Origin of the sequence: Plebeiibacterium sediminum (assembly GCF_026013605.1) — a bacterium.
In the GTDB taxonomy this organism is placed as follows: Bacteria; Bacteroidota; Bacteroidia; order Bacteroidales; family Marinilabiliaceae; genus Saccharicrinis; species Saccharicrinis sediminus.
In genome coordinates this window covers 74,709-99,708 of record NZ_JAPDPJ010000007.1, presented here as the reverse complement: position 1 = coordinate 99,708, position 25,000 = coordinate 74,709, and the positions used below count along the sequence as shown (strand labels likewise).

The following is a 25,000-nucleotide window of genomic DNA, read 5'->3' as shown; positions in this document are numbered from 1 at the left end:
GTAAATAATTGAATCACTATGGGGTTAAGAAGAAGAAGTAAGGTTGAATCAGGATTTAGTATGTCAAGTATGACAGACATTGTATTTCTGTTGCTCATATTCTTTATGATTACATCAACATTGGTTACTCCCATTGCCAATAGTGACCTTACACTTCCAAAGAGTGACCATCAGGTTTCGGCTAAGCCAAACACAACCATTTCTGTAACCAAAGATTTAAGATATTTTATTGAAGGCGATGAAGTTTCTTTTTGGAGTATGGAAAAAAGATTAAAAGAAATAATGGATCAGGAACCGGAAACTTATATTGCTTTGCATGTGGATGAATCAGTTCCTTTTTCAATTGTTGGTAAAATAAGAGATATTGCCATTAAAAATAAGTATAAACTAATATTAGCAACTCAACCAAAGTAGGTTAGTTTATTTAATTCAAAGATTTTAAGTGATGCAAAAAAAATATAATCGACACGGAATTATAGGTTCAATAGTATTCCATATTATTGTTCTTTTACTGCTCATTTTCTTTGGTTTAAAAACTGTTCCTCAGCAAGAGGAAGGTATATTAGTTAACCTGGGTAATGTTCAGACTGGATTAGGAGAAATTGAACCTCCAAAATCATCAGCACAACCAACTCCTTCTCAGCCTCAGCAAACAACACCACCTCCTGCTCCAAAGGAAAAATCAGAACCTAAAGCTGAAGAGTCTATTAAAACACAGGACTATGATGAAGCTCCTGAAATAAAAAGTGCGGAACAAAAAAAGAAGGAAGAAGAAGATCGCTTAAAAAAGCAAAAAGAGGAGCAAGAGAGAAAAATACAGGAAGAATTAGACCGTAAAGCAAAAGAAGAAGCGGATAGAAAAGCAAAAGAGGAAGCTGAAGCGAAAAGAATAGCTGAGGCTGAACGTTTACGAAAAGAGGAAGAAGCACGCAAAGAAAGAGAAGAAAAACAACGTATTGCTGATGATGCCAGAAATAAGGTTAGCGGAGCTTTTGGTAAATCAAATAACAACAGCAGTTCTGAAGGTGATGCAGGCGGTTCTGGTAATCAGGGTTATGTTACTGGCGATCCTAATAGCAAAAACAGAACAGGTAGTGGCTTGGGAAATTCCGGATCCGGATTTGATTTAACTGGACGATCATTAGTAGGGTCTCTGCCACAACCGAGCTACAGCATTCAGGAAGAAGGCATTGTTGTAGTACAAGTTACTGTAGACAAATATGGTAAAGTAGTCAGTGCAGAATTCCAGCTAAAAGGATCAACAACACAAAACTCTACCTTGAAAAAAGCAGCAATTGAGGCCGCTAAAAAGGCTAAATTCAATTCAGATCCAAATGCTTCAGCATTTCAGAAGGGAACCATTACATATCACTTTGTATTAAACTAAAAATAACCGTATTTTAGTTTATATTATTTGAAATTTTAATTCGATAACTCACCAAAGGCTGAGCTTTGAAGAAGATGGTTAAATAGTCATATTTAATATCCTTAACCGGAATTTTTAAGGTTAATATATTACCTTTCTTTATCGGAACAATTTTGGCCAATTGATCTTCTTTTTCAATTCCATACGAAAAACCCATCAGATCCTGAAAATTAATCTTTTCTTTCTCTTTAAACTGTATAGTCAAGTAATCTTTATCAAGGGACGTAATTATTCCATTCAGTGGACTGGTAAGTCCAACCTTAAAACGAAAATAACGATAATGTAATAAAGGTAAGCTTTCAAATTCTTCAGGTGTTGTATCACAAAACAGCCATTGATCCCTTTTAGGATAATGTGTTAATGAAAACGCTTTGGGTTCCATCAAAAAGAAAGTTTCGGAATACTCTTTAACAAAAACCTGATCCAGTTCACTTAAAAACCCGGCCCCCATCGAAGCATCCACCAAATGCCATTTATCATTAATTTTAACAGCATTCCACATATGATTCGATCTTCCTGGCTTCTTACCAATATCCGTATACTTCGATTTTAATACTCCGGAAATCACTTCACATTCAACACCTGCATTATCACACATCTTTTTAAACAAATGTGCATACACTTTTCCTTCTGCTTTTTTTGATTTAAAAGCATCAAGAGCCATCTTATTATCTATTTCCTGAATTTTTTCAACCTTCTCTTCTCTGGTTTTATATCTAAAATCGTATGTATATCCACCCTTTTTACTAAAGTGTGATTTTGTATCATAATCCACATTCTTACATATCCAATAATATATAGCGCCAACCTTATCATATTTTGAGAAAAAATCATGATTCAATTTTGCTCCAAAGTGCTCAATATCCGGGAAATCATTATACTCAGCATCCACCCTTTCTTTAATCTGATCACTAATCTGACCATATCCGGCACCCAAAAATTGCATTAAAAAGATTAATCCAACTATAATTCGCATTGATATAACATAATTAATATTAATAAACTAAGAGCAAAAGTAACATTCTGCACTTATTATCATGAACTACAAGCTATTTAACTTTAATATTTTGATGAAAATACAATTACTTTATGCAAAACACTAATAAATAAAAAAGGCCTGAAGAAAGTAAATTCCTCAGGCCCTTAATATTTTAAAATAAGTATATTATTTTATTCCGTGCATCATTTTCTTTAACCAAGGGGTTAAAGTAAATAAAATAGCTGCTGCTATAAATGATTGTATTGCAATAAACCAGAAAACCGGAATACTAGTATCTAATGCTCCCTCAAGTTGAATTGAGATAGCTTTCATTTGTGATGCAACAAAGTTACCTGCTGCAAAACTTCCCATCCAAACGCCCATCATTGTAGAAACAAGTTTAGTTGGAGACAGTTTTGTTACCATAGATAATCCAATAGGTGATAAACAAAGCTCACCAAAAGTATGCAGTAAGAATACCATTGCTAACCAAAGAGGACTAACAAGTGTATGCTCTGCTCTTTCTGAAGCAAAAGCCATGATTACAAAACCCAGACCTAATAAAATCATACCCCAAACAAATTTCATTGGAGTATTCGGATTTAATTTAACCTTATCAAGTTTAGACCATAGCACACTAAAAATTGGTGCAAAAAGAACAATATAAACAGCATTAATACTTTGGAACCATGTAGCTGGAATTTCCCAACTACCAATCATTCTGTTTGTATTATCTCTGGCAAAAATACTAAACGTTGTACCTGCTTGCTCAAAACCTGCCCAGAAAAAAATATTAAATAGCGCTAATACTAAAATTACACTAACCCTACTCCATTCTGTTTTACCATTTGTTCCGTTGTAGATACTAAATCCAAGATAAAGTACTCCGGCAATTGCGGCAATTGTGATCAATGTACTTGATGCTGATTCTGACAACAGATTCCATCCAAAAACAAAACCTACTACAATTAAAACAATACTAACAACGTAAGCAATAACACTCATCCAATCTTTAGCTGCCAATCTGATTCTTTGACTCTTAACGGCAGGAGGCATTCCAATATGTCCTAATGTATGACTTCTCATTAAAAACCAGATAGTTCCCACTACCATACCGATACCAGCTGCTAAAAATCCATATTGCCAGGCTACTTGCTCACCTAATTTTCCAGCTACTAATGGAGAAATACCTGCTCCAATATTAATACCCATGTAGAAAATAGTGAACCCACCATCTTTTCTTGGATCGGCATTATCATATAGTTCGCCAACCATGGTAGAAATATTAGGCTTAAAAAATCCATTACCTAAAATTAATACACCTAATCCTACATAAAATACCAATTGTCTTGATTCTAATGAAGATGAAATAGACATAGCGCTATAGGATAATAATAGCTGACCTAATGCCATTGTAATACCTCCAATATAAATTGCTTTACGCTGTCCCAGTACTTTATCAGCAAGTACTCCTCCCATAATTGGTGTTACATATACTAAAGCTGTAAAAACTCCATATATTGTAAATGCATCAAGTTCTTCCATTCCGAAACCACCATTCATTAGGGTATCAGTAAGGAAATAAACTAAAAGTGCTCGCATTCCATAATAACTAAAACGCTCCCACATCTCTGTAGCAAACAGAGTAGACAACCCTAGTGGATGCCCAAAAAAAGCTTTATCCTTATTACTCATCGTATAATAATTATATAAGTTTAAAATATTTATGATTCAAGGTTAATAGTTCCCTATATTTGTAATAAGCACAAAAGTAGGTAAAATGAACGATCAATATAGTGCATTTTATCATATTACATGACAAATGTAATTTTTTTGCAATTTTTAGCATTTAACAGGGTACTAACTAAAATTTTAAACAAGTGAAAATATTATCCCCGGAACAGATTAGGGAGGTTGATCTGTTTACAATTAAAAATGAGCCAATACCCTCAATTGATTTAATGGAAAGAGCTGCACAAAAAGCAACCGACTGGATTATCAGTAATAAGATGACCTATTCTTATGCTATATTCTGTGGCACAGGTAATAATGGTGGTGATGGATTAGCTATTGCCAGACTGCTTTCAAGACTTCCCGTGAAAATCGATGTATTTCTTATAAAATTCTCAGATAACTTATCTTCTGATGCCCAATCAAATTTATCCAGGTTAATTGAAATTTCTAATGTGTCAGTTTATGAGATCAACAACATAGTTGAAATTGATTTTAATGAAATTAATGAGGATGGTATTATTTTAGATTGCATATTTGGTTCCGGACTAAACCGTGCCACCAAAGGATTAGCAAAAGAGGTCATTGAAAAAATTAATGAAACTGAGCAAACAGTAATTTCAATTGACATTCCATCTGGTTTATTTGCCAATTACGACAGTAATTTCAGAGCTGACACAGGAATTATTGAAGCAGACATTACTCTTTCTTTCCAACTACCTAAATTATCGTTTTTATTACCTGAAAACGCGAAGTTTGTTGGTAAGTGGGAAATAATAGATATTGGTTTATTACAAGAGGGAATTGATGTACATGATACCAATTACTTTTACACAGACAATTCGAAGATTAAATCAATTGTAAAGAGTCGACATAAGTTTAGCCATAAAGGAAATTTTGGACATGCTTTACTAATTGCCGGAAGTTATGGAAAAATGGGGGCTGCTGTACTAGCATCAAGAGCTTGCCTTAAATCCGGAGTTGGTTTATTGACTTCACACATTCCGCATTGGGGATATCAGATTATGCAAAATTCAGTTCCCGAAGCGATGACAAGCATTGATCGATCTGAAATGTTTTTTACTGAATTCCCGGCTCTTAAAAGCTATAATGCTATTGGTATTGGACCTGGTTTGGATACAAAAAAGAACAGCGCCACAGCCTTTGAAGAATTACTCAATAAAGTTTCTGACCAAAAAATGGTGATTGATGCTGATGGACTTAATATTTTAAGTCAAAATAAATTTTTATTGGTAAAATTACCGAAACTTTCTATTTTAACACCCCATCCTAAAGAATTTGAAAGACTTGTAGGTAAAAGTAAAAATGAAATGCACAGGCTTGAACTTCTTCAGGATTTTTGCAAACATTATAATGTAATTACGGTTTTAAAAGGAGCCCATACTGTGGTAGCCTTGCCTGATGGTAATTGTTATTTTAACAGTTCCGGAAATCCAGGTATGGCAACCGCCGGAAGTGGTGATACTTTAACAGGAATTATATTAGCTTTGCTTGCACAGGGATATTCAGAAAAAGATGCAGCTCTTACCGGCGTGTACATTCATGGCCTTGCTGGTGACCATGCATTATTAACTGAATCCGAAGAATCATTAATTGCTTCTGATATAATAAGTAATATTGGTTCTGCGTTTAAATCATTACATCATTAAGAATTCAAAACAAAAGAACAAAAACATGCAATTTAAATTCAAATTAGTTAGCAACTTACTTATACTACTATTCATTGCTTCAAATTTATCATCTCAGAAAAAATCACCAACTTCTGTTGAAATAAAAAAAACATCTGAAGTAATTAATCCTACAGAACAATCACTAAGTTACATGCTTCCAAAAACAACTATCGTTGTTGAAATTGAAAGTGAGAAAACCATAAAAAAAACAGGACCTTATTACAGATATTCACAACGATACTTAAACTTATCGGATGTAATTACTGAAGACTGTGAAGAATGGGCTATCAAAAACATAAAAATTACAACAAAGGGAACACCAAACGAAAATCAAAGATATAGCATTTTCTCTACCGGTATTACTTCTGCACTAATGATTAACTTAACTCCCAAAGGGATTATAAAAGGTATTAATCTTAACGAAAAAGCTAAACTTCATCGTCAAATAAACAAAACAGATAATTTAGATATGATTGAACTGGAAGATGTCAATTTTGATCATATTTCATTACACGAAGATTTACTCTATAAAACATCTACAGCTGCAATGGCACAGGAAGCAGCAAACATGATATACAAACTAAGAAATAACCGTATTGATTTACTTTCTGGCGATCTTGAAAATTTACCTCCTGATGGAGAAGCCTACAAAACTGTACTTGAGGAAATAAACAAAATGGAAAAAGATTTCATCTCGCTTTTTGCAGGAAAAACAATTTCTTTAACAAAAAAGCAAACTTTTGAAATCACTCCAGATCCTTTAAGCTCCTATAGCAACCATGTTATTTGCAGATTTTCCACACAAAAAGGAATTGTTGATGCTATGGATATTACAGGAACACCCATCTATTTTAAATTAGATGCTGAGGAATTCAACAAACTTGAAAACAAACAATTAGATACTAAAAAGGACGAAAGTAAAAACGGATTATTTTATTGCATACCTGCCTCTGCCAAAATTACCATAGTTGATAAAACTAAAGAAGTGACTAATAAGGTTGTTGACATAGCTCAATACGGTCAGGTAGTTTCAATGCCTTCTGATATCTTAAATCAAGAAGGTATTCAAATTCGTATATGTCCAGTTACAGGCGCACTTATTTCGATTGGGAATAAATAAAAATACTTTAAAACTAATATAGCTCAATGAGGTTTTCTTTACTTGAAAACCTCATTTTTAGTATCTGGATAGATGATCGTTATCATCCTGATTTAACTGGGATATATGTAATTTTACAAAACATTTATAATACAAAAGAACAATTTACTATTCTCGTTCTTTTACTATAAAAAACAATAAAACATGAACAACGAAATATCAAAACTTCAACCCACAGCATTGTGGGAAAATTTTTATGCATTAACTCAAATTCCAAGACCAAGTAAAAAAGAACAACAAGCTGCTAAGTTTGTAGAAGATTTTGGAAAAAAGCTAGGATTAGAGACTATTGTTGACAAGGTAGGAAACGTAATTATTAAAAAACCGGCAACCCCAGGTATGGAGAACAAAAAGACTATCGTTCTTCAGGGGCATGTTGACATGGTTCCACAAAAAAACAGTGATAAGCAGCACGATTTTGAAAAAGATCCTATTGAAACATATATCGAAGATGGTTGGGTTAAAGCTAATGGTACAACTTTAGGTGCTGATAATGGAATTGGTGTAGCTGCTGCAATGGGAATTCTTCAATCAACAGATATTCCTCACGGACCAATTGAAGCATTATTTACCATTGATGAAGAAACCGGAATGACTGGTGCCTTTGGTTTAGAATCAGGCCTGCTTGATGCTGATATTCTATTAAATATGGATTCAGAAGACGAAGGGGAATTATACGTTGGTTGTGCAGGAGGTTCCAATGCAAACATGATATTCTCTTACCAAGAGGTTACTCCGGAAGTAAACACAGTTGCTTTTAAAATTTCATTAACAGGCTTAAAAGGTGGCCACTCGGGTATGGATATTATCCTTGGAAGAGGAAATGCCAACAAATTAATGTTTCGCCTATTAAAAGAAGTTATTGCTGCTTACGGAGTAAGATTAGCATCAATTGATGGAGGTAGTTTACGTAACGCAATCCCTCGTGAAGCTTTTGCCATAGTTACAGTTCCAGCTAATAATGTTGTTGAGTTCACTGAAACTGTTGAGGAATTTGCTGCAATCTATCAAAGTGAATTAGCTGCCACTGAACCTAATTTATCACTTATTGCAGAACAATGCGATACCCCAGCTAGTTTAATGGACGAATTAGCACAAGATGACTTAGTTAATGCGATACAGGCTTGTCCAAATGGAGTTATCAGAATGAGTGACACCATGCCCGGATTGGTAGAAACATCGCTTAACCTTGCTATTGTTAAATCTGAAAATGGTACAACTAAGGTAATGTGTTTAATCCGTGGTTCTGTCGATTCTGCTAAAGATGATGTTGAATCAACACTTGAAAGTTTATTCAGATTAGCAGGAGCTGATGTTGAATTCAGCGGGCAATATCCTGGATGGAAACCAAATCCAGATTCTGAAATCCTTCATGTAATGAAAGATGTTTATAATAAAGAATTTGGTAAAATTCCGGAAATAAAAGGTATTCACGCAGGCTTGGAATGTGGAATCTTAGGTGCTGTATATCCTGAATGGGATATGATTTCTTTTGGTCCAACTATTCGATTTCCTCACTCTCCGGATGAAAAAGTAAATATTGAAACAGTTGAAAAATTCTGGAAGTTTTTAGTTGAAACACTTAAAAATGTTCCTTCAAAATAATAATGACAAAAAAAAGGAGCTTAATGCTCCTTTTTTTATCTATTTATTACATTTTTCCCGGCGCTAAACATCAATTGATATTTCAGCAGCTTTCTGATTTTCAATAATCTTTCTTACATATAAATTACGGGTTACCTGACGGCCTAAATAAACCAAATCAATTTTCACCGACAACTTATTCGTTGATGAATTATTATCCCCACCCAATTCAGGCATCATAACCACTCCTTCATCACTACTTTTTAGTCTGTCATTAACCAAATAGCCACCTGTATATTCTAGTTTCACTGGCATATTCACCACAGGATTAACACCTTCATAAGATACTAAAAAGCCATTCTTTTTATCACCTGTAGAAATACTATTATTCGCTAAACTGACAATGTTAACTTTTTCTATAATCTGAGTAATCTCTATGCTTGATTCTGAAACTAAATCAACTTGTTTTCCATTTATTTCTACAACAGTTAACTCATTCATATAACCACTTAAAACATCAATACAAGTTGCAAAATGCTCTATTGAAGGAACAATCTGACCTTCCTGCTTTAATTCTTTAGCCGCTAAATATTTTTCTTTACCAACCTCCAATGCCTCAGCTTTTCTTTTAGCTTTTAACGCTCTGTATTTTTGCTTTGATAATTTATAATAAACATATGTATTCGATAAATCTTCCCATTTATCCACATATTCATACCCCTCCAAATAACCTTCAGACACACTCCTAATTCTATTCTGCAAATAATCTCTGACTCCATTTTTATCCTCAACCTGATAAAGAACGGCTTCAGATTTTACTGTAGAATTAATCTGACCGGAAATATCAGCCAGAGCTCTTTCTTTAGCTTTATCTTCATATAACATTGGAGAGCCAACCTTAGGAACAATTCCAATCCCGTAATAGTAATCTTTATCTATTGGTCTTACTTTAACCCAACTTGGTTTTGATTGTTCTAATAATTCAGCTTGCTTTTTAGTTGATGAACACGCAACAAAGAATAAGCAAACCACAATAATCAAACTATACTTCATTATACTGAATGCTTAATTTTCTGGTTGATAATTTTTAATTTCTGACACGATAGTTTTTATACATTTATCTACTAATGTAGATTGTAATTCGGTGGTAGATTTTGCTGTTCGTTTATTTTTAGCTAATTCATGCAGATTACTTGCTGCAGAACTCTCTTTATTAATATAATCTTCACTATTATCCTTAGTGCTATATTTCCAATAACCCGGAACTAATTTTTTATAATCACCATCATATACAACATAATGCAATTTATCTTCTTCTTTATGACTAAATACATTCGATATAGGTATCTCATCTCTATCATTACGTTTCATCACATATTCAATTGAGACAGAAACATATCTTGTCATTTCATATTCAAAATACTTTACTTTATCATAAACCGTTTTCTTCTTCTCCTCTCCTGTCTCTTCATCCACATAATTAACAGTTCTTTTTAGATAACCTCTTTTTTCTGTCCGATTCAACTTTCCATTATATACTTTATAGCTTTGAATTTTGCCACTAAGAATTGCTTTAGCTTTGGATGATTCATAATTCTGCACAAGATCAGCATTACGATCATGTTCCATAGCTCTTGATTGAACTGCAGATGAAACAGAATTCTCAAATGGATTTGTTTCTATTGAGGATAAAGATGCTACTTCATAAAGTGGAGAATTCATTCCATTGATTCCATTAACCAATTTACTTTTTATGGTACCTGCAATATTTTTATATGATGTGTATGCAAAATCAAAATTAGTAACTGCAATAGTTACTTTAGCTTCGTTCAATGAGCGATTCATTAACTCCAGTGCATCTTCATAAACTTTTACCTTATCGATAATACCTTTAAATGTAAAGTAAGCAGATCTATACATTTCCGTTTCCATCTGTTGCTTACCTTCTCTGTATACAGGCTCATATTTTGCTACAACCCATTTTGACTTAGCATCTTTATAATTAGCATTTAAAGACAAAATTTCCGCAAACACTTTCTCTGAGCTTGCAAATTCTTCAAGTTCTAAGGCCTTCATAGCTTCGCTATACAAGGAATTTAAATAAAGATCCTCCACTTCTTTATAGTAACTTCGCTGCTCTTCCGGAAATATTAAATTTAATCCAACCTTCTTAATCTTATCATAATAGTTTTCAGCACTTACAAATGCATATACAGCATCTTTAGGTGTTCCGTTCTGATATTGATTCTTAAACTTTTCAATATAGTCATCCAATACCAACTGTCCTGTTCTTTGCAAACCGATTTTGGCATCTATGTTATTTATATTTTTTTGTAATGAATGATAATATTGATTTGCCGCATCAGAATATAGACCAGAGTTTTCAAGTTCCAACCCTTTCTTTAAATAGCGCTTACTTGCACATCCTGTGAAAATTAAAAGAATACTCAAAAAAAGTATAATATGCTTTGTCATTTATATAATATTTAAATATAGATCTATTCCTATTTCTACTCCATCATAGAGATAAGGTTACCATCTTCAGTTAAAAATTCTTTCATCAAATTGGCGGTTAAACACGAATGAACAGGTAAAATACCAATTACATCTCCCGGGTTTAAATCACTATAATAATTTTGCTTTAAAGAAATAACACCATGTTCTTGCGACAAAGAAGTCACCTCACCAATTACAGTATCTACATCCCATTTTCCATTACTTATTCTTATTGCCTTACCGTACGATTTCGTTCCATCCTCCAATACAACAAAATCTTTAGATAAATGAACAGCACCAGCATGCATAACCATCTCATTACGCACAGGATGTACTGCTAAAACAGGAGCTGCTAAACATACAGCTATATCAGTGAGCATGCAACTTCCTATTAACGACTGCATATAATCATAAAAAACAAAGTTTCCAGGCCGGAACTCATCAACACCATAGAAATTATCAAAAACAGAACAACTTGGGGTATCCCCCCAGGAAAGTTGCATCAATGGGAAATCGTCTTTTAAGAAAGCTTTAAGAGATAAAAACTTATTCAGACTATTTTGGGTAATTTCTATAATTTCTGACTCTTTTTTACATTTATATGTATTTCCTGCATGCGTTAAGAACCCTATAAATATTAGCTTCTTTTTATCTTTCAATTCATTAAGAACAAATTTAACAACTGACAAATCACTAACATCTATCCCTGTTCTATGATAACCCGTATCAGCCTTTATAAAAACACCTACCGGATGATCTAAAGCTGCTTCTAAAGCATAAATTGTAGCATTATCTTCTACCAGAATATTGAGGTTTATTTTAGATGCCAAGTCATTAATGATATCAACATTTAAAATGGTTGCTGTTAAAGCCACTGTAATATCATTCCAACCATTTAAAGCAAAATACCGAGCCATTTTAAAGGAGGAAACCGTAATACTTTCAACACCTTCACTTTTATACCACTCTCCTATTTGTGCAGATTGATGTGTTTTAAAATGAGGTCTAAAGTATCCACCCCACTGTTTAACACGATTATTCATACTTCTGATATTTCTTTTACAAATATCAGTATTTAGCAATAATGTAGGTTCTTTTATCTTTGGCATTGATTCTATTTTAGAATTCACCAAAATATATAAATGAATTCAATTCCACAAAATGAAAAAGAAATTCTTAGACTACATCATAAAAAAAAGCCTGATCAACATAAGTTAATCAGGCATTATATATTTTATAGTAATACTATTAGCTTCTAACAATAGTCTGATCTCTATCCGGACCAACTGAAACAATAGTAATAGGCACTTCTAACTCTTTTTCGAGATATGTGATATAATTTTTTAATTCTTCAGGAAATTCATCTTCTGATTTCATTCCTGTAAGATCAGCTTTCCAGCCAGGAAGCTCTGTATAACCAACCTCAATTTTATCAGGCAACTCATAAGGAAATTCTGTAGTTTCAACTCCATCAATAATATATGAAGTTGCTACTTTTATAGTTTCAAAAGAACTTAAAACATCACCTTTAGTCATAATTAATTGAGTAACTCCATTAATCATAACTGAATATTTTAATGCTACTAAATCTAACCAACCACATCTTCTTGGGCGACCTGTTGTTGCACCAAATTCATGACCAGCCTCACGTAATTCTTCACCAGTTGCATCTTCCAGTTCAGTAGGGAATGGACCACTACCTACACGAGTACAGTATGCTTTAAAAATTCCGAATACTTCTCCAATTTTATTTGGAGCTACCCCCATACCTGTACAAGCTCCTGCACAAATAGTGTTTGAAGAAGTAACAAAAGGATAAGAACCAAAATCAATATCAAGCAATGTACCCTGAGCTCCTTCAGCTAAAACAGTTTGTCCATTTTTAATATATTCATTTATTTTATGTTCACTATCAATTAACTTGAACTTTTTTAAACACTCAATTCCTTCTTTCAATCCTTTCTCAAAATCCTCAATATTATATTCAAAATCATACATTGAAAGAAGCTGTTCATGCTTTTTCTTTAGCTCTTCATATTTGGCTTCAAAATTATTTATAATATCTCCAACACGAAGTCCGTTTCTTCCGGTCTTATCCATATATGTTGGGCCAATTCCTTTTAATGTAGAACCAATTTTAGTCTTACCCTTTGAGGCTTCAGATGCAGCATCTAAAATTCTGTGAGTTGGCAATATTAAATGCGCTTTTTTGGAAATAAGTAGGTTTTGAGATAAATCCATACCCTTTGCCTCAAGTTCATCAACTTCTTGTTTAAAACTTATTGGATCAAGAACTACTCCATTACCAATAATATTCATTTTGGTAGTATGGAAAATGCCAGAAGGGATGTTATGCAATACATGCTTAATGTTATTAAACTCTAAAGTATGGCCTGCATTAGGGCCTCCTTGAAATCTGGTGATAACATCATATTTGGGCGTAAGTACGTCCACAACTTTTCCTTTACCCTCGTCTCCCCATTGAAGACCAAGAAGAACATCAACTTTCATTATATATGGTTTTAAACTTTTTAATATCTGGTAAGATACTGTCGGCTAATTTTTCGACCAGCAAAAATAACTATTAAAAATGGGATAATGTCATGGTTTTTAATATATTTTTCACGCAATTATCCAATTCCCTGTAAATTATGACGTTTTAAGAGAAGAATACTCAACATAATGTTGATACTTATTAATCTATTATAGGTATTGTTGGTTATTGACAGTTTTTACAAACTCCATATATATACAGCGAATGATGAGAAACTGTAAACTCCATAGTTTCTTTAGCATTGTTCAAAATAGTTTGAATCCCCGGATCACAAAATTCAATCACACTGCCACAATGCGTACATATTAAATGATCGTGCTGTTTGGATTCAAAAGACTTTTCAAATTGGGCAATATTTTTCCCAAACTGATGCTTTATAACCAGTTTACACTCTAATAGCAAATCAATTGTATTGTACAATGTTGCCCTGCTCACTCTATAATTTTTATTTTTCATAAAAATATAAAGCGACTCGATGTCAAAATGACCATCTCTGGTGTATATTTCCTCTAGTATTGCAAACCTTTCAGGCGTTTTCCGGTGGCCATTCTTTTGCAGAAACTCAGTGAAAATTTGTTTTACCACCTCTTTTGTTTTCACCTTATCCATAAATAAACCAATTATAAATAGCTGGCTAAAGATAAATATTTTACCTAAATAATGAAACGATTGTTTAGACTAAATTAAAACAAGATATTACTTTTGAATTCTTTCCTGACGAGTAACCGTATAAACACCTTTGATTTTCATGATATTATAAATCAAATTATTCAAATCTTCCACATTATGAATATAAAGATTTATTACTCCATCAAAGATTCCATCATGACTTTCAACATGAATTGACCTCATATTTACATTCTGGTCGTCTGAAATTACCTTGGTTATTTTACTTACAATACCAATCTGATCAATTCCTGTAAGATTAATGATTGCTAAAAAGGAAAGGAGTTTATGAGTAGTCCAATCAGCAGATACTATTTTATTTCCCTGACTAGACATTAATTTAATTGCAACAGGGCATTTACGACTGTGCAAAATTACTTTTTCATCATCATCAACATACCCTACCACATCATCTCCTGGAATAGGATTACAACAACTTGCAATAATGTAATTATTAGTGTCTGTATCATCTGAAAGCACAAAAGGTTTCTTTTTATCAATCTTTTGTGGTTCTTGCTTTCCTTTTTTTCCACCGCCAAATGACAGTGACCAGTATTTGATAAATTTATTTGACGTTTTTTCTTTTAGAATTTTATCCAGATTATCTAAGGAAATTCTTTCACTTCCTATTTTGAGATATAATTCCTCTTTTCGCTCAATATTATGATATCGTAGCAGTTTGTTTAAAATTCTGTTATTGGTTGTAAGTTTCTTCTTATTCAACGCCTCTTCAACCAGTTTTTCACCAATAGCTACAATTTCCTTCCGCTCTCTTTTAAAGGCATCTTTAATTGCTTTTTTAGCTTTTGCTGTAGAAACAGTTTTAAGCCATTCATATTTTGGAGTTTGTTTTTCTGAAGTCAAAATTTCAACCTGATCACCACTCTTAAGTTGATAAGTGACAGGTACTAATTTGTAATTGACCTTTGCTCCAATACATTTATAGCCTAATTTCGTATGAATTTCAAAAGCAAAATCCAAAGCTGTGGCTCCCTTTGGCAAGATTTTCACTTCCCCCTTCGGAGTAAAAATCATGATCTCCGAAGCAAATAAATTAAGCTTAAAATCGTCTAAAAATTCAAGTGAATCAGAAGATGGATTTTCAAGCATATCCTTAATTCGGCCTAACCAGTTTTCTAATTCTGATTCTTTTTCCTGACCTCCTTTATATTTATAATGAGCTGCGAGTCCTCGTTCAGCAATCTCATCCATCCTTTCACTTCTGATCTGAATCTCAACCCACTTACCTGCAGGTCCCATTACTGTGGCATGCAAAGCTTCATAGCCATTGGCTTTGGGAGTACTCACCCAGTCTCTTAAACGATCGGGCTTTGGTTTATATATATCTGTAATAAGAGAATATACATTCCAACATTGAGCTTTCTCTGGCGTTAGTGTATTTTGCTTAAAAACGATTCGAATTGCAAGTACATCATAAATCTCATCAACCGGAATATTCTTTTTCTGCATTTTATTCCATATAGAATAAACCGATTTTGGTCGTGATTTTATATCGTACTCAATGCCAGCCTTATCTAAAACCTGCTTAATAGGAGCAATAAACTTATTAAGAATATCTTTATCTTTTAACTCCTTATGCTCAATTTGACTTACAATATCCTGATATACATTAGGATGTTCGTATTTTAGACTTAAATCCTCTAGTTCTGTTTTCAAGGCATACAAGCCTAAACGGTGTGCAATTGGAGCGTACATGAACAACGTTTCGCCTGCAATTTTAAGACGCTTATGCTCAGGCATAGAACCTAATGTACGCATATTGTGCAACCTATCCGCTAGCTTTATGATAATAACCCGTACGTCCTCCACCATCGTAAGCAACAACTTACGAAAGTTCTCTGCCTGAGCAGACTGATTCTTATCAAAAACACCGGATAGTTTTGTAAGTCCATCAACAATCGAAGCTACCTTTGTACCAAAAATAGCTTCTAAATCTTCATAAGTATAATCTGTATCTTCAATGACATCATGAAGCAAGGCTGCGGCAGCACCTGTACTACCCAACCCAATCTCTTCAGTAACTATTCTTGCTACTGCTAATGGATGTAAAATATATGGTTCACCAGACTTTCGGCGCACACCTTTATGTGCTTCTCGCGCCAAATCAAAAGCCTTATTAACTAACTTTAGTCCTTTTTCAGTTTGACACTGCGGACTTAAGTTAATTAAAGCCTCATACTCTTTTCTGATGATTTCATTCTCCTGTATTTCGGACAAAACTTCACTCATTGATTAAAAACCAGACAATATTAAAGCTTACAATTTAAGCATTTTTTTAACTAGCAATTATACTAAAAAAATGCTATTTACCTGCAATTACAACATGAAAATCCTCTTTAACAAAATACTTCTTTGCTAAACGCATTATTTCTTCAGGTGTAATATTAGCAATTGTTTCTTCCAAACGTTTAAAAAAGTCAATCTCAAGATCAAATCCAAGCAACCCTCTATATGCTTCAGAAACAGCAAAAGGACCATCCAGATTACGCATTAAATCACCCAACATAAAATTTTTAACTCGCGTTAATTCTTCTTCGGGCACCATTTCGCTACACAGTTTATCCATTTCGTTAAAAACTTCCTCAACTGCCAAATCTCTTTTTTCTGCTAATACTTCAGTGGAAACACCAATTATTCCAGCTTTAACAAAAGAAGTAATATAAGATGAAATTCCATAGGTCAATCCTTTCTCCTCACGTAAGTTAGTCATCAATCTTGATCCAAAATACCCACCAAACAAGGTATTCAGAACCATTAATGGCAAATAGTCAGGATGAGACTTTGTAACAGAATTTCGAACAATACGAATGGCACTTTGCATCGCATTATCTTTTGTTATAATATGCTCAACTCCTGTTTCTGTATCAAACTCAGGAATCTCGTCTTTAATAACAGTATCATTTTTCCAGTCTTCGCCACCAAAATATGTATTCAATAATGAAATAAAATCCTGGCCTGGCTTTCCTGCTACAATAATTTTACACAAATTTGACGCATATTGAGCTTTGTGAAACGCCTTTAAGTCATCTGTTGAAATTTCATCATAATGATGCAGTTTGGCTACTTTTCCATATGGATGTTGCTCTCCAAAAAGAACTTCCTGAGATTTTCTATAAGCAAGAATCTTAACCTTTTCTGAATCAACCATGAAATCCTGCTTCTTTTTTGCCCAATATACCTGAAATTCATGCTCACTGTATTCTGGACGCTTGATGATGTCTTCTACAATTGGCAATAGATCCGGAAGATATTTTGTTAAAGCATACAACGTTATTTGTGAATGATGATAATTAGTTGCCTGTCCAAGAAAGGCTCCATAATAATCAATTTTTTCAGCTATCTCTGCAGAAGAATAATTCTGCGTTCCCTCTTGCATCAGATAGTTTGTAAAAGAAGCCACCAAAGGTTTTGAAGCCTGTACTGATCCCGCCGGAAAAATAAAATCTATTTTAACAACATCCTGGGTTCCGCCATTGATGATATCAACAGGAATATCATTATTCAATTTAAAATTATCACTACCTAAAATATTCAAACCCATCGGTAACTCAAAAGATGGTGCTGCATTTCTCATTAACATATTTTCCCCTTTTTAGCAGTTGACAGATAGTATAATTTAGAACAATTACGTTCCTCTAATATTTTATTTGCGCAAGCATTGATTTCCTGTGCTGTTACTTTCTGATATCTATCCACTTCTTTATTTATATCTTCAGCCTCTCCCAACAATTCAAACTGAGCTAAATTCATAGCCTTATTTAAAAAGTTAATTTCAGAAAATGTAAGTGTTGACTCTACCTTATTCTTTACTTTCTGTAGTTCATATTCATCTACTATGGTAGCTTTAATCTCTTCAATTTCCTCCCATATGGCTTTTTCTGCATCATAAATCAATACATCATCAGAAACATTACCGGCAAATGTAAATAAGCCATTTTCAATATCTCCTGAAATATAAGCATGAACATCAGTAAAACATTTTTTCTGTTTCACTAACCTTTGATATAATCTGGAACTTGATCCATTTGAAAGAACATCTGATAATAAATCCATAGCATAATAATCATCATCTTTTCTTCCACACATATGAAAAACCATTTGAAACATATCTGAAGGTACATCCCTTTCAACGGTTAATTCACGCATTTCATCTTGCACTGGCTCTTCCGGCAATTGTCTTTGTATAACATCACGATAAGGAATATCATCAAACCATTTTTTAACCAATTCAAAAGTCTCATCTGGATCTACATTCCCTGTAATACTTATTATTGCATTATTAGGAGCATAATGTGAGTAAAAAAAGTTTTTTACATCTTCAAGATTTGCATCCTCAATATGCTTAATATCTGCACCTATGGTTGGCCATTTGTATGGATGTACTTTATATGCCAATGGTCTTAATAAAAGTGGAACATCCCCATAAGGTTGATTCAAATACCTTTGTTTGTACTCTTCTACAACAACCTTTTTCTGTATATCCAATGACTCTTGCGAAAAGTCCAACTCCAGCATTCTGTCCGACTCCAACCACAAACCGGTTTCCAGATTTGCAGCAGGTAATGTGATATAATAATTGGTTAAATCATTGCTTGTCCATACATTATTATCTCCACCTACCTTTTGTAATGGTTCATCATAAGAATGAATATTCTTACTTCCGCCAAACATTAAATGTTCAAACAAATGCGCAAATCCTGTTTTTGATTCATCCTCATCCTTTGCACCAACATCATACAATACATTAATAGCTGCTAATGGAGTTGTTTTATCCTGATGTACGATCAATCTTAAACCATTATCCAGCTTATACTTTTTTATTTCTATCATCCTTTAAAACTGATATGCGCTATTTCGTGTAATATTTTCTTTAATACTGTTGTACTCATTAATCATTTCATCAATAATTTCTTTAACTGTTTTTATTTCAGTAATCATTGATGAAACCTGACCAATCTCCAATTCACCTTCATCCAGGTCTCCCAAAAACATTCCCATTTTTGCACGACCTTTACCTAACATTTCTTTTAATTCTTCTACTGATGCCCCTCTTTTTTGTGCTTCAGCTACGCGATCAGAGAATTTATTATGAATTAATCTTACTGGTGCCAGTTGTTTTAATGTTAATGTTGTGCCACCTTCTCCAGCTTCAATAACTTTTTGAAGGAAATCTGGATGTGCAGAAGATTCTTTACTTGCGGCAAACCGTGATCCAACTTGTACCCCATCAGCTCCCAAAGCCATTGCAGCAAGCATTGCACTACCAGAACCAATACCCCCGGCAGCAATAATCGGTAATGAGGTTACTTTTCTGATTTGAGGAATTAAAACCATTGTAGTAGTTTCCTCTCTACTATTATGACCTCCAGCTTCAAACCCTTCTGCTACAATTGCGTCCACACCACTATCTTCACATTTTTTTGCAAAGCGGCTATTTGCTATTACGTGAACAACAGTTATTCCATTTTCTTTTAACTTACTTGTGTACTTAGCTGGATTACCTGCACTAGTAAAAACAATTTTTACGCCTTCTTCAATTATAATATCAATTAGTTCATCAATATTCGGGTATAATAATGGCACATTTACACCCCATGGTTTATCTGTAGCTTCTTTCATTTTAGAGATATGTTCCCTTAACACATCAGGATACATTGATCCGGCCCCTATAAGTCCAAGACCTCCATTATTACTAACTGCAGAAGCCAATTTCCATCCGCTACACCAAACCATTCCTCCCTGAATTATAGGGTACTTAATTCCGAATAAAGAAGTTATTTTATTTTCCATGTAATTTTTATTTTAATCAGCTTGCAAAGATATCAATTTATAAATGTTTTATTAATATGCTAATAAGAATAGATTTAAGCTACTCCATTACTTTTAATCAAAAGCAAAAGGATTATCCCCCATTATTTGTTTAAACAAACACCAACTCATTATAAACACCAACAATACAAACAAATAAGTCGATTTTATAAAAATGGCTATTTTTTTTATGATCATATCAAATTTGTCAAACATTTTCATTAATTTCAGTATCCTCAATACTTAAACCTAAATTATCAACACATGATTGCTATAAAAAAAGATTTCTCAAAAGATTTATATGAAATTTATTTTGAGCAAAGAACATCAAGGGAGGAGTTCTGTGAATTCTGCAATTTTATCAGAAACAACAAATCCATTTCAAGAATTTTGAATTTAGTTTTTATTGCTCCCAATGGTGTTAAAAATGTAGAATATTCAAATATAACAGGAGTTTTAAATGACATTAGAGATGCCACAACTCATTACGATAAAGTCAACTTAGCAGTAACCGTTTGTAGACACAGAGAATCTTTATTATGCTCAGTATTTAAAAAACTTATTTCCGACTCAAAGATTCAATGCGAACATTTTGCTTGCTTAAAAGATGCAATACGCTGGATAAGGAGATGCAATAACAACAATAGTACAACGCACAAAAACGTAGGATAAAATTACGACATCCCTTAATAATCAATTAACCTAAAATTTTCACTTATGGCACGAAACAAACTTTACGACAACCAGGTTTTTAAATCCAACGAAACACACAAAATTAATTACTTTGCTCATTTATATGGCAAAGATGAAAATGTAAAACGATTTTTAAAACGTAATTGTGCACAAGGTACAATTGAGAACAAAACTCACATGGAGTTATTTATGTTAATAGAAAAAGAATTAGGTATTCCTATGCCATAAAGGATATCCGGCTTCAATTAACCAACTCAAGTCCTCTTTTTATTTAAAAAAGGGGACTTTCTTTTTCCCTATTATACAATCAATTACACATTACAGCACACAAACACAAACATTCCGGATAAAAAAGAATAAACAATATTACTTTTTACATTGTATATCAAAACAAATATTTCATAAATTGAAACAGGTTAATCCACTAGCTAATTATTCTGGAAAATAGAATAGAACTTAAATCTGAATTGAGAAAGAATGTCTGGAGAAAAACTACTAAAAAAAATATTGATTTGGAGATTAAGACACGTCAGTAACAGACAATTTTTAATTATCCTTAGTATAATAACAGGAATTGCAGCCGGAACTGCAGCTGTTATCATCAAAAAATCAGTAGGATATATCCACCATATAGTGCACGACACCATAGCACTAAGTGGTTTTGAATGGTTGTATTTAATTGCTCCCGGAGTTGGTGTATTGTTAACTGTATTGTTTATAAAATACGTAGTACGTAGGCCTGTTCGACATGGTATACCTAATGTATTATATGCCATATCAAAAAATCAGGGCAAGATGAATCGGCACAATATGATTTCTTCCGTAATTGCAAGTTCTTTTACTGTTGGATTTGGAGGTTCTGTAGGACTGGAAGGACCTACAGTATCAACAGGTGCAGCAATTGGAGCAAATCTTGGGAAATTACTTCATTTAAATTACAGACAAATTACCTTATTACTAGGCTGTGCCTGTGCAGGCGCTATGTCTGCTATTTTTAAAGCACCCATTGCTGCAATTGTATTTGCTCTGGAGGTAATTATGCTCGATTTAACTTTAACATCTCTTGTTCCTTTATTGCTATCTTCAGCATCTGCTGTGGTTGTATCATATTTATTTTTAGGTCAGGAGGTGGTATATCCGTTTGTTGTTGAGCATACTTATACTTTAAGAGAACTTACTTTTTATGTATTATTAGGCCTTGCTTGTGGCTTCGTGGCAACCTATTTTACTCGTATGTATAAATACATAGAACATTTATTTGAAAAGATTAACAATGGATGGAGCCGACTTGCAATCGGAGCTTTCTGTCTTGGAATATTAATGATATTTTTCCCTCACTTATTTGGTGAAGGTTATGAAGTTATAAATGGTGCATTAAACGGAGAGTTAAGTTATTTGCATGATGTGGGCATTTTTAGTCATCTAAATGAATCATTTGTAAACTTTCTGATTATAATGACACTCACCATTGGAGTAAAAGTAATTGCAACCTCAGTTACCTTTGGTAGTGGTGGCGTTGGAGGTATATTTGCTCCTACACTTTTCATGGGCGCTAACACCGGTGTTTTATTTGCTACTATTATTAATAAATTTGGATGGATTGATTTACCAGTTAAAAATTTTGCACTAATTGGCATGGCCGGTTTAATTGCCGGAGTGCTACATGCTCCTTTAACCGGATTATTTTTAATTGCAGATTTATCCGGAGGGTACACCATGTTTCTTCCTCTTATGATTACAGCAACAATTAGTTTTGTTGTTGCTAAAACTTTTGAAAAACATTCTGTTTACACCCATCAATTAGCCCAACGTAAAGAGTTATTAACTCATGATAAAGACCAGAATATCATGACTATGATGGATGTAAATAAATTAATTGAAACAGATTTTGCAATTATTTCTCCTGATGCAACTCTTGGGGACTTAGTTAAAGTAATCTCCAAAGCTCACCGAAACCTTTTCCCTGTAGTTGATGAAGAAGGAATACTTCAGGGGATGGTAAAAATGGATGACATTAGAGTAATCATTTTTCAACCAGAGCAATATGATAAAATCAAAGTAAAAGATATTATGTATATGCCTGAATATTTTATCAGTCCCGACGATAGTATGGAAGACCTTGTTGAAATCTTTAGAAAATCAGGTCGATTTAATATTGCAGTAATTAACAAGGGAAAATATCGCGGTTTTATCTCAAGAGCAAACGCATTTACTGCATACAGAAACCAATTAAAAAGATTTTCGTCCCACTATTAAATATGACAAGTACAGAAATTCTAAATAAGATTAGACAGATTCAGGTTAATAATGATAGAAGATATTTTGCAAAAGGGATATTTCCATCCTACAGAAAGAATCCCCTGTTAAGAAAAAGCATACCTGATGATAACATATTCTTTTCTGCTTCAATTGCTTATATCATCAATTCCTTAAATACACATTTTACAGAAAATGAAAAAGAAATTGCTGCTTATATCATTAACGATATAAAACCAAATTTTCAAGACTATACAAACAAACCGGAACGTAATTCTTATAACTTTTGGCAAAAGAAACCAGGTAAACATTTTCCCAATGGCATCCTCTATTCGAAACTTGATAAATTTGTTTTACCTGATGATATCGATACAACATCATTAGTGCAACTATGCCTACAACCTGCCTATCCTGATGCCTTCAAAACCAAGCAAACAATAACTCAACATGCTAATTCCGTTAAAAATTATATTAAAAATGGACATGAAAACCTAAAGCATTTAAAGGCTTACTCAACCTGGTTTGGAGAAAAAATGCCCATTGAATTTGACGTATGTGTTCTAAGTAATTTATTTCTATGGGTTAACAATAACAACTTTGAATTGAATGAAAATGATTTTGAGAGTCTTAAACTTATTGAAATCACTATTTTAAATTCATTATATTTCAAATCTGCATTCAAATCTTCACCTGAATATCCTAACACCTGCATCATACTATACCATATTTCACGATTGATATCATCTACCAAATATTTAGGCCATTGCAAACAAAAACTAATAAATGACATAAACCTAGCACTTCAAAAAACTGCTACTCCATATGAATACTTGCTACTAACAACCTCATTATATAAACTAAACTGTATACCTCAAAATAAATCAGAAATAAACATCTCACCTGAGATAATCAGTCATTGGTGGTTTACAGCAGGAATGCTGTCTGCATTTGGAAATTCTTTCATTCAGAAATTAGCCCCAATGTCATTATTTCATTATAGATTTTATTGTCCAGCTTTTAACTTAGCTATATTTTTAGAATATAAAATACTTACATATATACATAGAAAATAAAGTGTTTCCCATACCCAAAATCCAGTTCATAAATTGTTGAACATTTAATTTTTTTCAAAAAAAATTCACTTTTTCTTTATTTAAAAAACAGGGTTATTCATACATAAAAAATCATACCTCATTTAAAAAAACCTATAAAAACACATATACCGAACACCTACAAAACCACCTACAAACCCCTGTGTATTTGGTACTTTCAAGTAATAAAGCTACTTTTGTCATACAAATTTTAACCAAAATATAAGTTCATTTATCGGACAGAAAGTATTTAACATTTACTCTGAAAATGGAAATTAAAGAAAACCTTCCCAAAACAAACTTGAGACAAATATTTGATGAAGAATGGAAAGAGATTCCATATACTGATTTCAAATACGAGGTAAGCAACTATGGCAGAATAAAAAGTTATTGTTATAAGTGCCACCCAAAAGGAAAGATTATTAAACTTGGTAACATAAAAGGTTATAACAGTGTTAATTTAAAAATCGAAGGCGAAAAAAAAACTTTATTAATACATAAATTAGTTGCTGAGATGTTTCTTTCAAAAGAAAATGATTCTTTTGATGTTGTTATACATAAAGATTGGAACAAATTAAATAATCATGTTAGCAATCTTGAATGGTGCACAAGGCAAATTAGTTTTGACAGGTCAAAACCAAAACTAATAAAAGGAAGAAAAAAAAGAGGTCGGATTGTTACAAATTCAAAACTCAGTCAGTCTGATGTTGGTGCAATTAAAGACATGCTGGCTAACGGAAGAAAACAAAAAATTATAGCACAGCTATTTTGCGTAAGCGAAATGCAAATATCAAGAATAAAAAATAAAGTAAGTTGGACAGAAGTTTAACTACTAAAAAATATTA

Annotated in this window: 21 protein-coding genes; 10 read left to right on the top strand and 11 right to left on the bottom strand. The window is 33.1% G+C overall.

The genetic code is table 11. The features are described 5' to 3' along the window. The first annotated feature begins 18 nt into the window (after window positions 1–18). Window positions 19–414 carry an ExbD/TolR family protein gene (locus tag OM075_RS05490; protein ID WP_301189479.1) on the top strand — a complete coding sequence of 132 codons (396 nt, stop codon included), beginning with the start codon at window positions 19–21 and terminating at the stop codon, window positions 412–414. Between the two features lie 31 nt (window positions 415–445). Further along, entirely contained in the window at window positions 446–1,387 is a 942-nt protein-coding gene (locus tag OM075_RS05485) for a cell envelope integrity TolA family protein (RefSeq protein WP_301189478.1), read from the top strand. Between the two features lie 13 nt (window positions 1,388–1,400). Here OM075_RS05485 and OM075_RS05480 read toward each other — a convergent pair whose 3' ends face one another. Both OM075_RS05480 and OM075_RS05475 read right to left on the bottom strand, forming a co-directional pair. Next, window positions 1,401–2,402 (bottom strand): transglutaminase domain-containing protein, encoded by a 1,002-nt coding sequence (locus tag OM075_RS05480; RefSeq protein WP_301189477.1) that lies wholly within the window; start codon window positions 2,400–2,402, stop codon window positions 1,401–1,403. Between the two features lie 189 nt (window positions 2,403–2,591). After that, the gene (locus OM075_RS05475) at window positions 2,592–4,100 is read right to left on the bottom strand and encodes a peptide MFS transporter (protein ID WP_301189476.1); all 1,509 of its coding nucleotides are present in this window, start codon (window positions 4,098–4,100) and stop codon (window positions 2,592–2,594) included. Between the two features lie 185 nt (window positions 4,101–4,285). Here OM075_RS05475 and OM075_RS05470 point away from each other — a divergent pair, with 185 nt between their 5' ends. The 3 genes from OM075_RS05470 (at window position 4,286) to OM075_RS05460 (ending at window position 8,591) form a co-directional block, all read left to right on the top strand. Continuing rightward, window positions 4,286–5,806: an NAD(P)H-hydrate dehydratase gene (locus OM075_RS05470; RefSeq protein WP_301189475.1), complete on the top strand. Its 1,521-nt coding sequence runs from the start codon at window positions 4,286–4,288 to the stop codon at window positions 5,804–5,806. A 25-nt stretch (window positions 5,807–5,831) separates the two neighbouring features. After that, the gene (locus tag OM075_RS05465) at window positions 5,832–6,947 is read left to right on the top strand and encodes a DUF4831 family protein (protein WP_301189474.1); all 1,116 of its coding nucleotides are present in this window, start codon (window positions 5,832–5,834) and stop codon (window positions 6,945–6,947) included. A gap of 183 nt (window positions 6,948–7,130) precedes the next feature. Continuing rightward, entirely contained in the window at window positions 7,131–8,591 is a 1,461-nt protein-coding gene (locus OM075_RS05460) for an aminoacyl-histidine dipeptidase (RefSeq protein ID WP_301189473.1), read from the top strand. Between the two features lie 63 nt (window positions 8,592–8,654). Here the strand turns inward: OM075_RS05460 and OM075_RS05455 are convergent, their stop codons facing one another. The 9 genes from OM075_RS05455 to OM075_RS05415 form a co-directional block, all read right to left on the bottom strand. Then, window positions 8,655–9,623 (bottom strand): LPP20 family lipoprotein, encoded by a 969-nt coding sequence (locus OM075_RS05455; RefSeq protein WP_301189472.1) that lies wholly within the window; start codon window positions 9,621–9,623, stop codon window positions 8,655–8,657. 12 nt (window positions 9,624–9,635) lie between these two features. Further along, the gene (locus OM075_RS05450) at window positions 9,636–11,045 is read right to left on the bottom strand and encodes a hypothetical protein (protein ID WP_301189471.1); all 1,410 of its coding nucleotides are present in this window, start codon (window positions 11,043–11,045) and stop codon (window positions 9,636–9,638) included. Between the two features lie 35 nt (window positions 11,046–11,080). After that, entirely contained in the window at window positions 11,081–12,175 is a 1,095-nt protein-coding gene (locus OM075_RS05445) for an alanine racemase (protein ID WP_301189470.1), read from the bottom strand. A gap of 139 nt (window positions 12,176–12,314) precedes the next feature. Continuing rightward, window positions 12,315–13,577 (bottom strand): adenylosuccinate synthase, encoded by a 1,263-nt coding sequence (locus OM075_RS05440; RefSeq protein WP_301189469.1) that lies wholly within the window; start codon window positions 13,575–13,577, stop codon window positions 12,315–12,317. 208 nt (window positions 13,578–13,785) lie between these two features. Next, window positions 13,786–14,229, bottom strand: a complete 444-nt coding sequence (locus OM075_RS05435; RefSeq protein ID WP_301189468.1) for a Fur family transcriptional regulator — start codon at window positions 14,227–14,229, stop codon at window positions 13,786–13,788. Window positions 14,230–14,316: 87 nt separating this feature from the next. Next, window positions 14,317–16,536, bottom strand: a complete 2,220-nt coding sequence (locus OM075_RS05430) for a RelA/SpoT family protein (RefSeq protein ID WP_301189467.1) — start codon at window positions 16,534–16,536, stop codon at window positions 14,317–14,319. A 73-nt stretch (window positions 16,537–16,609) separates the two neighbouring features. Next, window positions 16,610–17,887 carry a M16 family metallopeptidase gene (locus OM075_RS05425; protein ID WP_301189466.1) on the bottom strand — a complete coding sequence of 426 codons (1,278 nt, stop codon included), beginning with the start codon at window positions 17,885–17,887 and terminating at the stop codon, window positions 16,610–16,612. Further along, window positions 17,881–19,137: a M16 family metallopeptidase gene (locus tag OM075_RS05420; protein ID WP_301189465.1), complete on the bottom strand. Its 1,257-nt coding sequence runs from the start codon at window positions 19,135–19,137 to the stop codon at window positions 17,881–17,883. Before OM075_RS05420 ends, OM075_RS05425 begins: the two co-directional genes overlap by 7 nt. A gap of 3 nt (window positions 19,138–19,140) precedes the next feature. Beyond that, window positions 19,141–20,097, bottom strand: coding sequence for an NAD(P)H-dependent flavin oxidoreductase (locus OM075_RS05415; protein ID WP_301189464.1), 957 nt, complete (start codon window positions 20,095–20,097; stop codon window positions 19,141–19,143). Window positions 20,098–20,379: 282 nt separating this feature from the next. Between OM075_RS05415 and OM075_RS05410 the strand changes: the two genes are divergently transcribed. From OM075_RS05410 to OM075_RS05390, 5 genes are all read left to right on the top strand, one after another. Next, a complete protein-coding gene (locus tag OM075_RS05410) occupies window positions 20,380–20,787 on the top strand; it encodes a hypothetical protein (protein WP_301189463.1) in 408 nt (135 codons plus the stop codon). A 45-nt stretch (window positions 20,788–20,832) separates the two neighbouring features. Beyond that, a complete protein-coding gene (locus tag OM075_RS05405) occupies window positions 20,833–21,036 on the top strand; it encodes a hypothetical protein (RefSeq protein ID WP_301189462.1) in 204 nt (67 codons plus the stop codon). Window positions 21,037–21,285: 249 nt separating this feature from the next. After that, window positions 21,286–23,064, top strand: a complete 1,779-nt coding sequence (locus OM075_RS05400) for a chloride channel protein (RefSeq protein WP_301189461.1) — start codon at window positions 21,286–21,288, stop codon at window positions 23,062–23,064. Between the two features lie 2 nt (window positions 23,065–23,066). Continuing rightward, the gene (locus tag OM075_RS05395) at window positions 23,067–24,137 is read left to right on the top strand and encodes a hypothetical protein (RefSeq protein ID WP_301189460.1); all 1,071 of its coding nucleotides are present in this window, start codon (window positions 23,067–23,069) and stop codon (window positions 24,135–24,137) included. 286 nt (window positions 24,138–24,423) lie between these two features. Continuing rightward, on the top strand, window positions 24,424–24,984 hold the full coding sequence (locus tag OM075_RS05390; protein ID WP_301189459.1) for an NUMOD4 domain-containing protein: 561 nt from the start codon (window positions 24,424–24,426) through the stop codon (window positions 24,982–24,984). The last annotated feature ends 16 nt before the right edge of the window (window positions 24,985–25,000 follow it).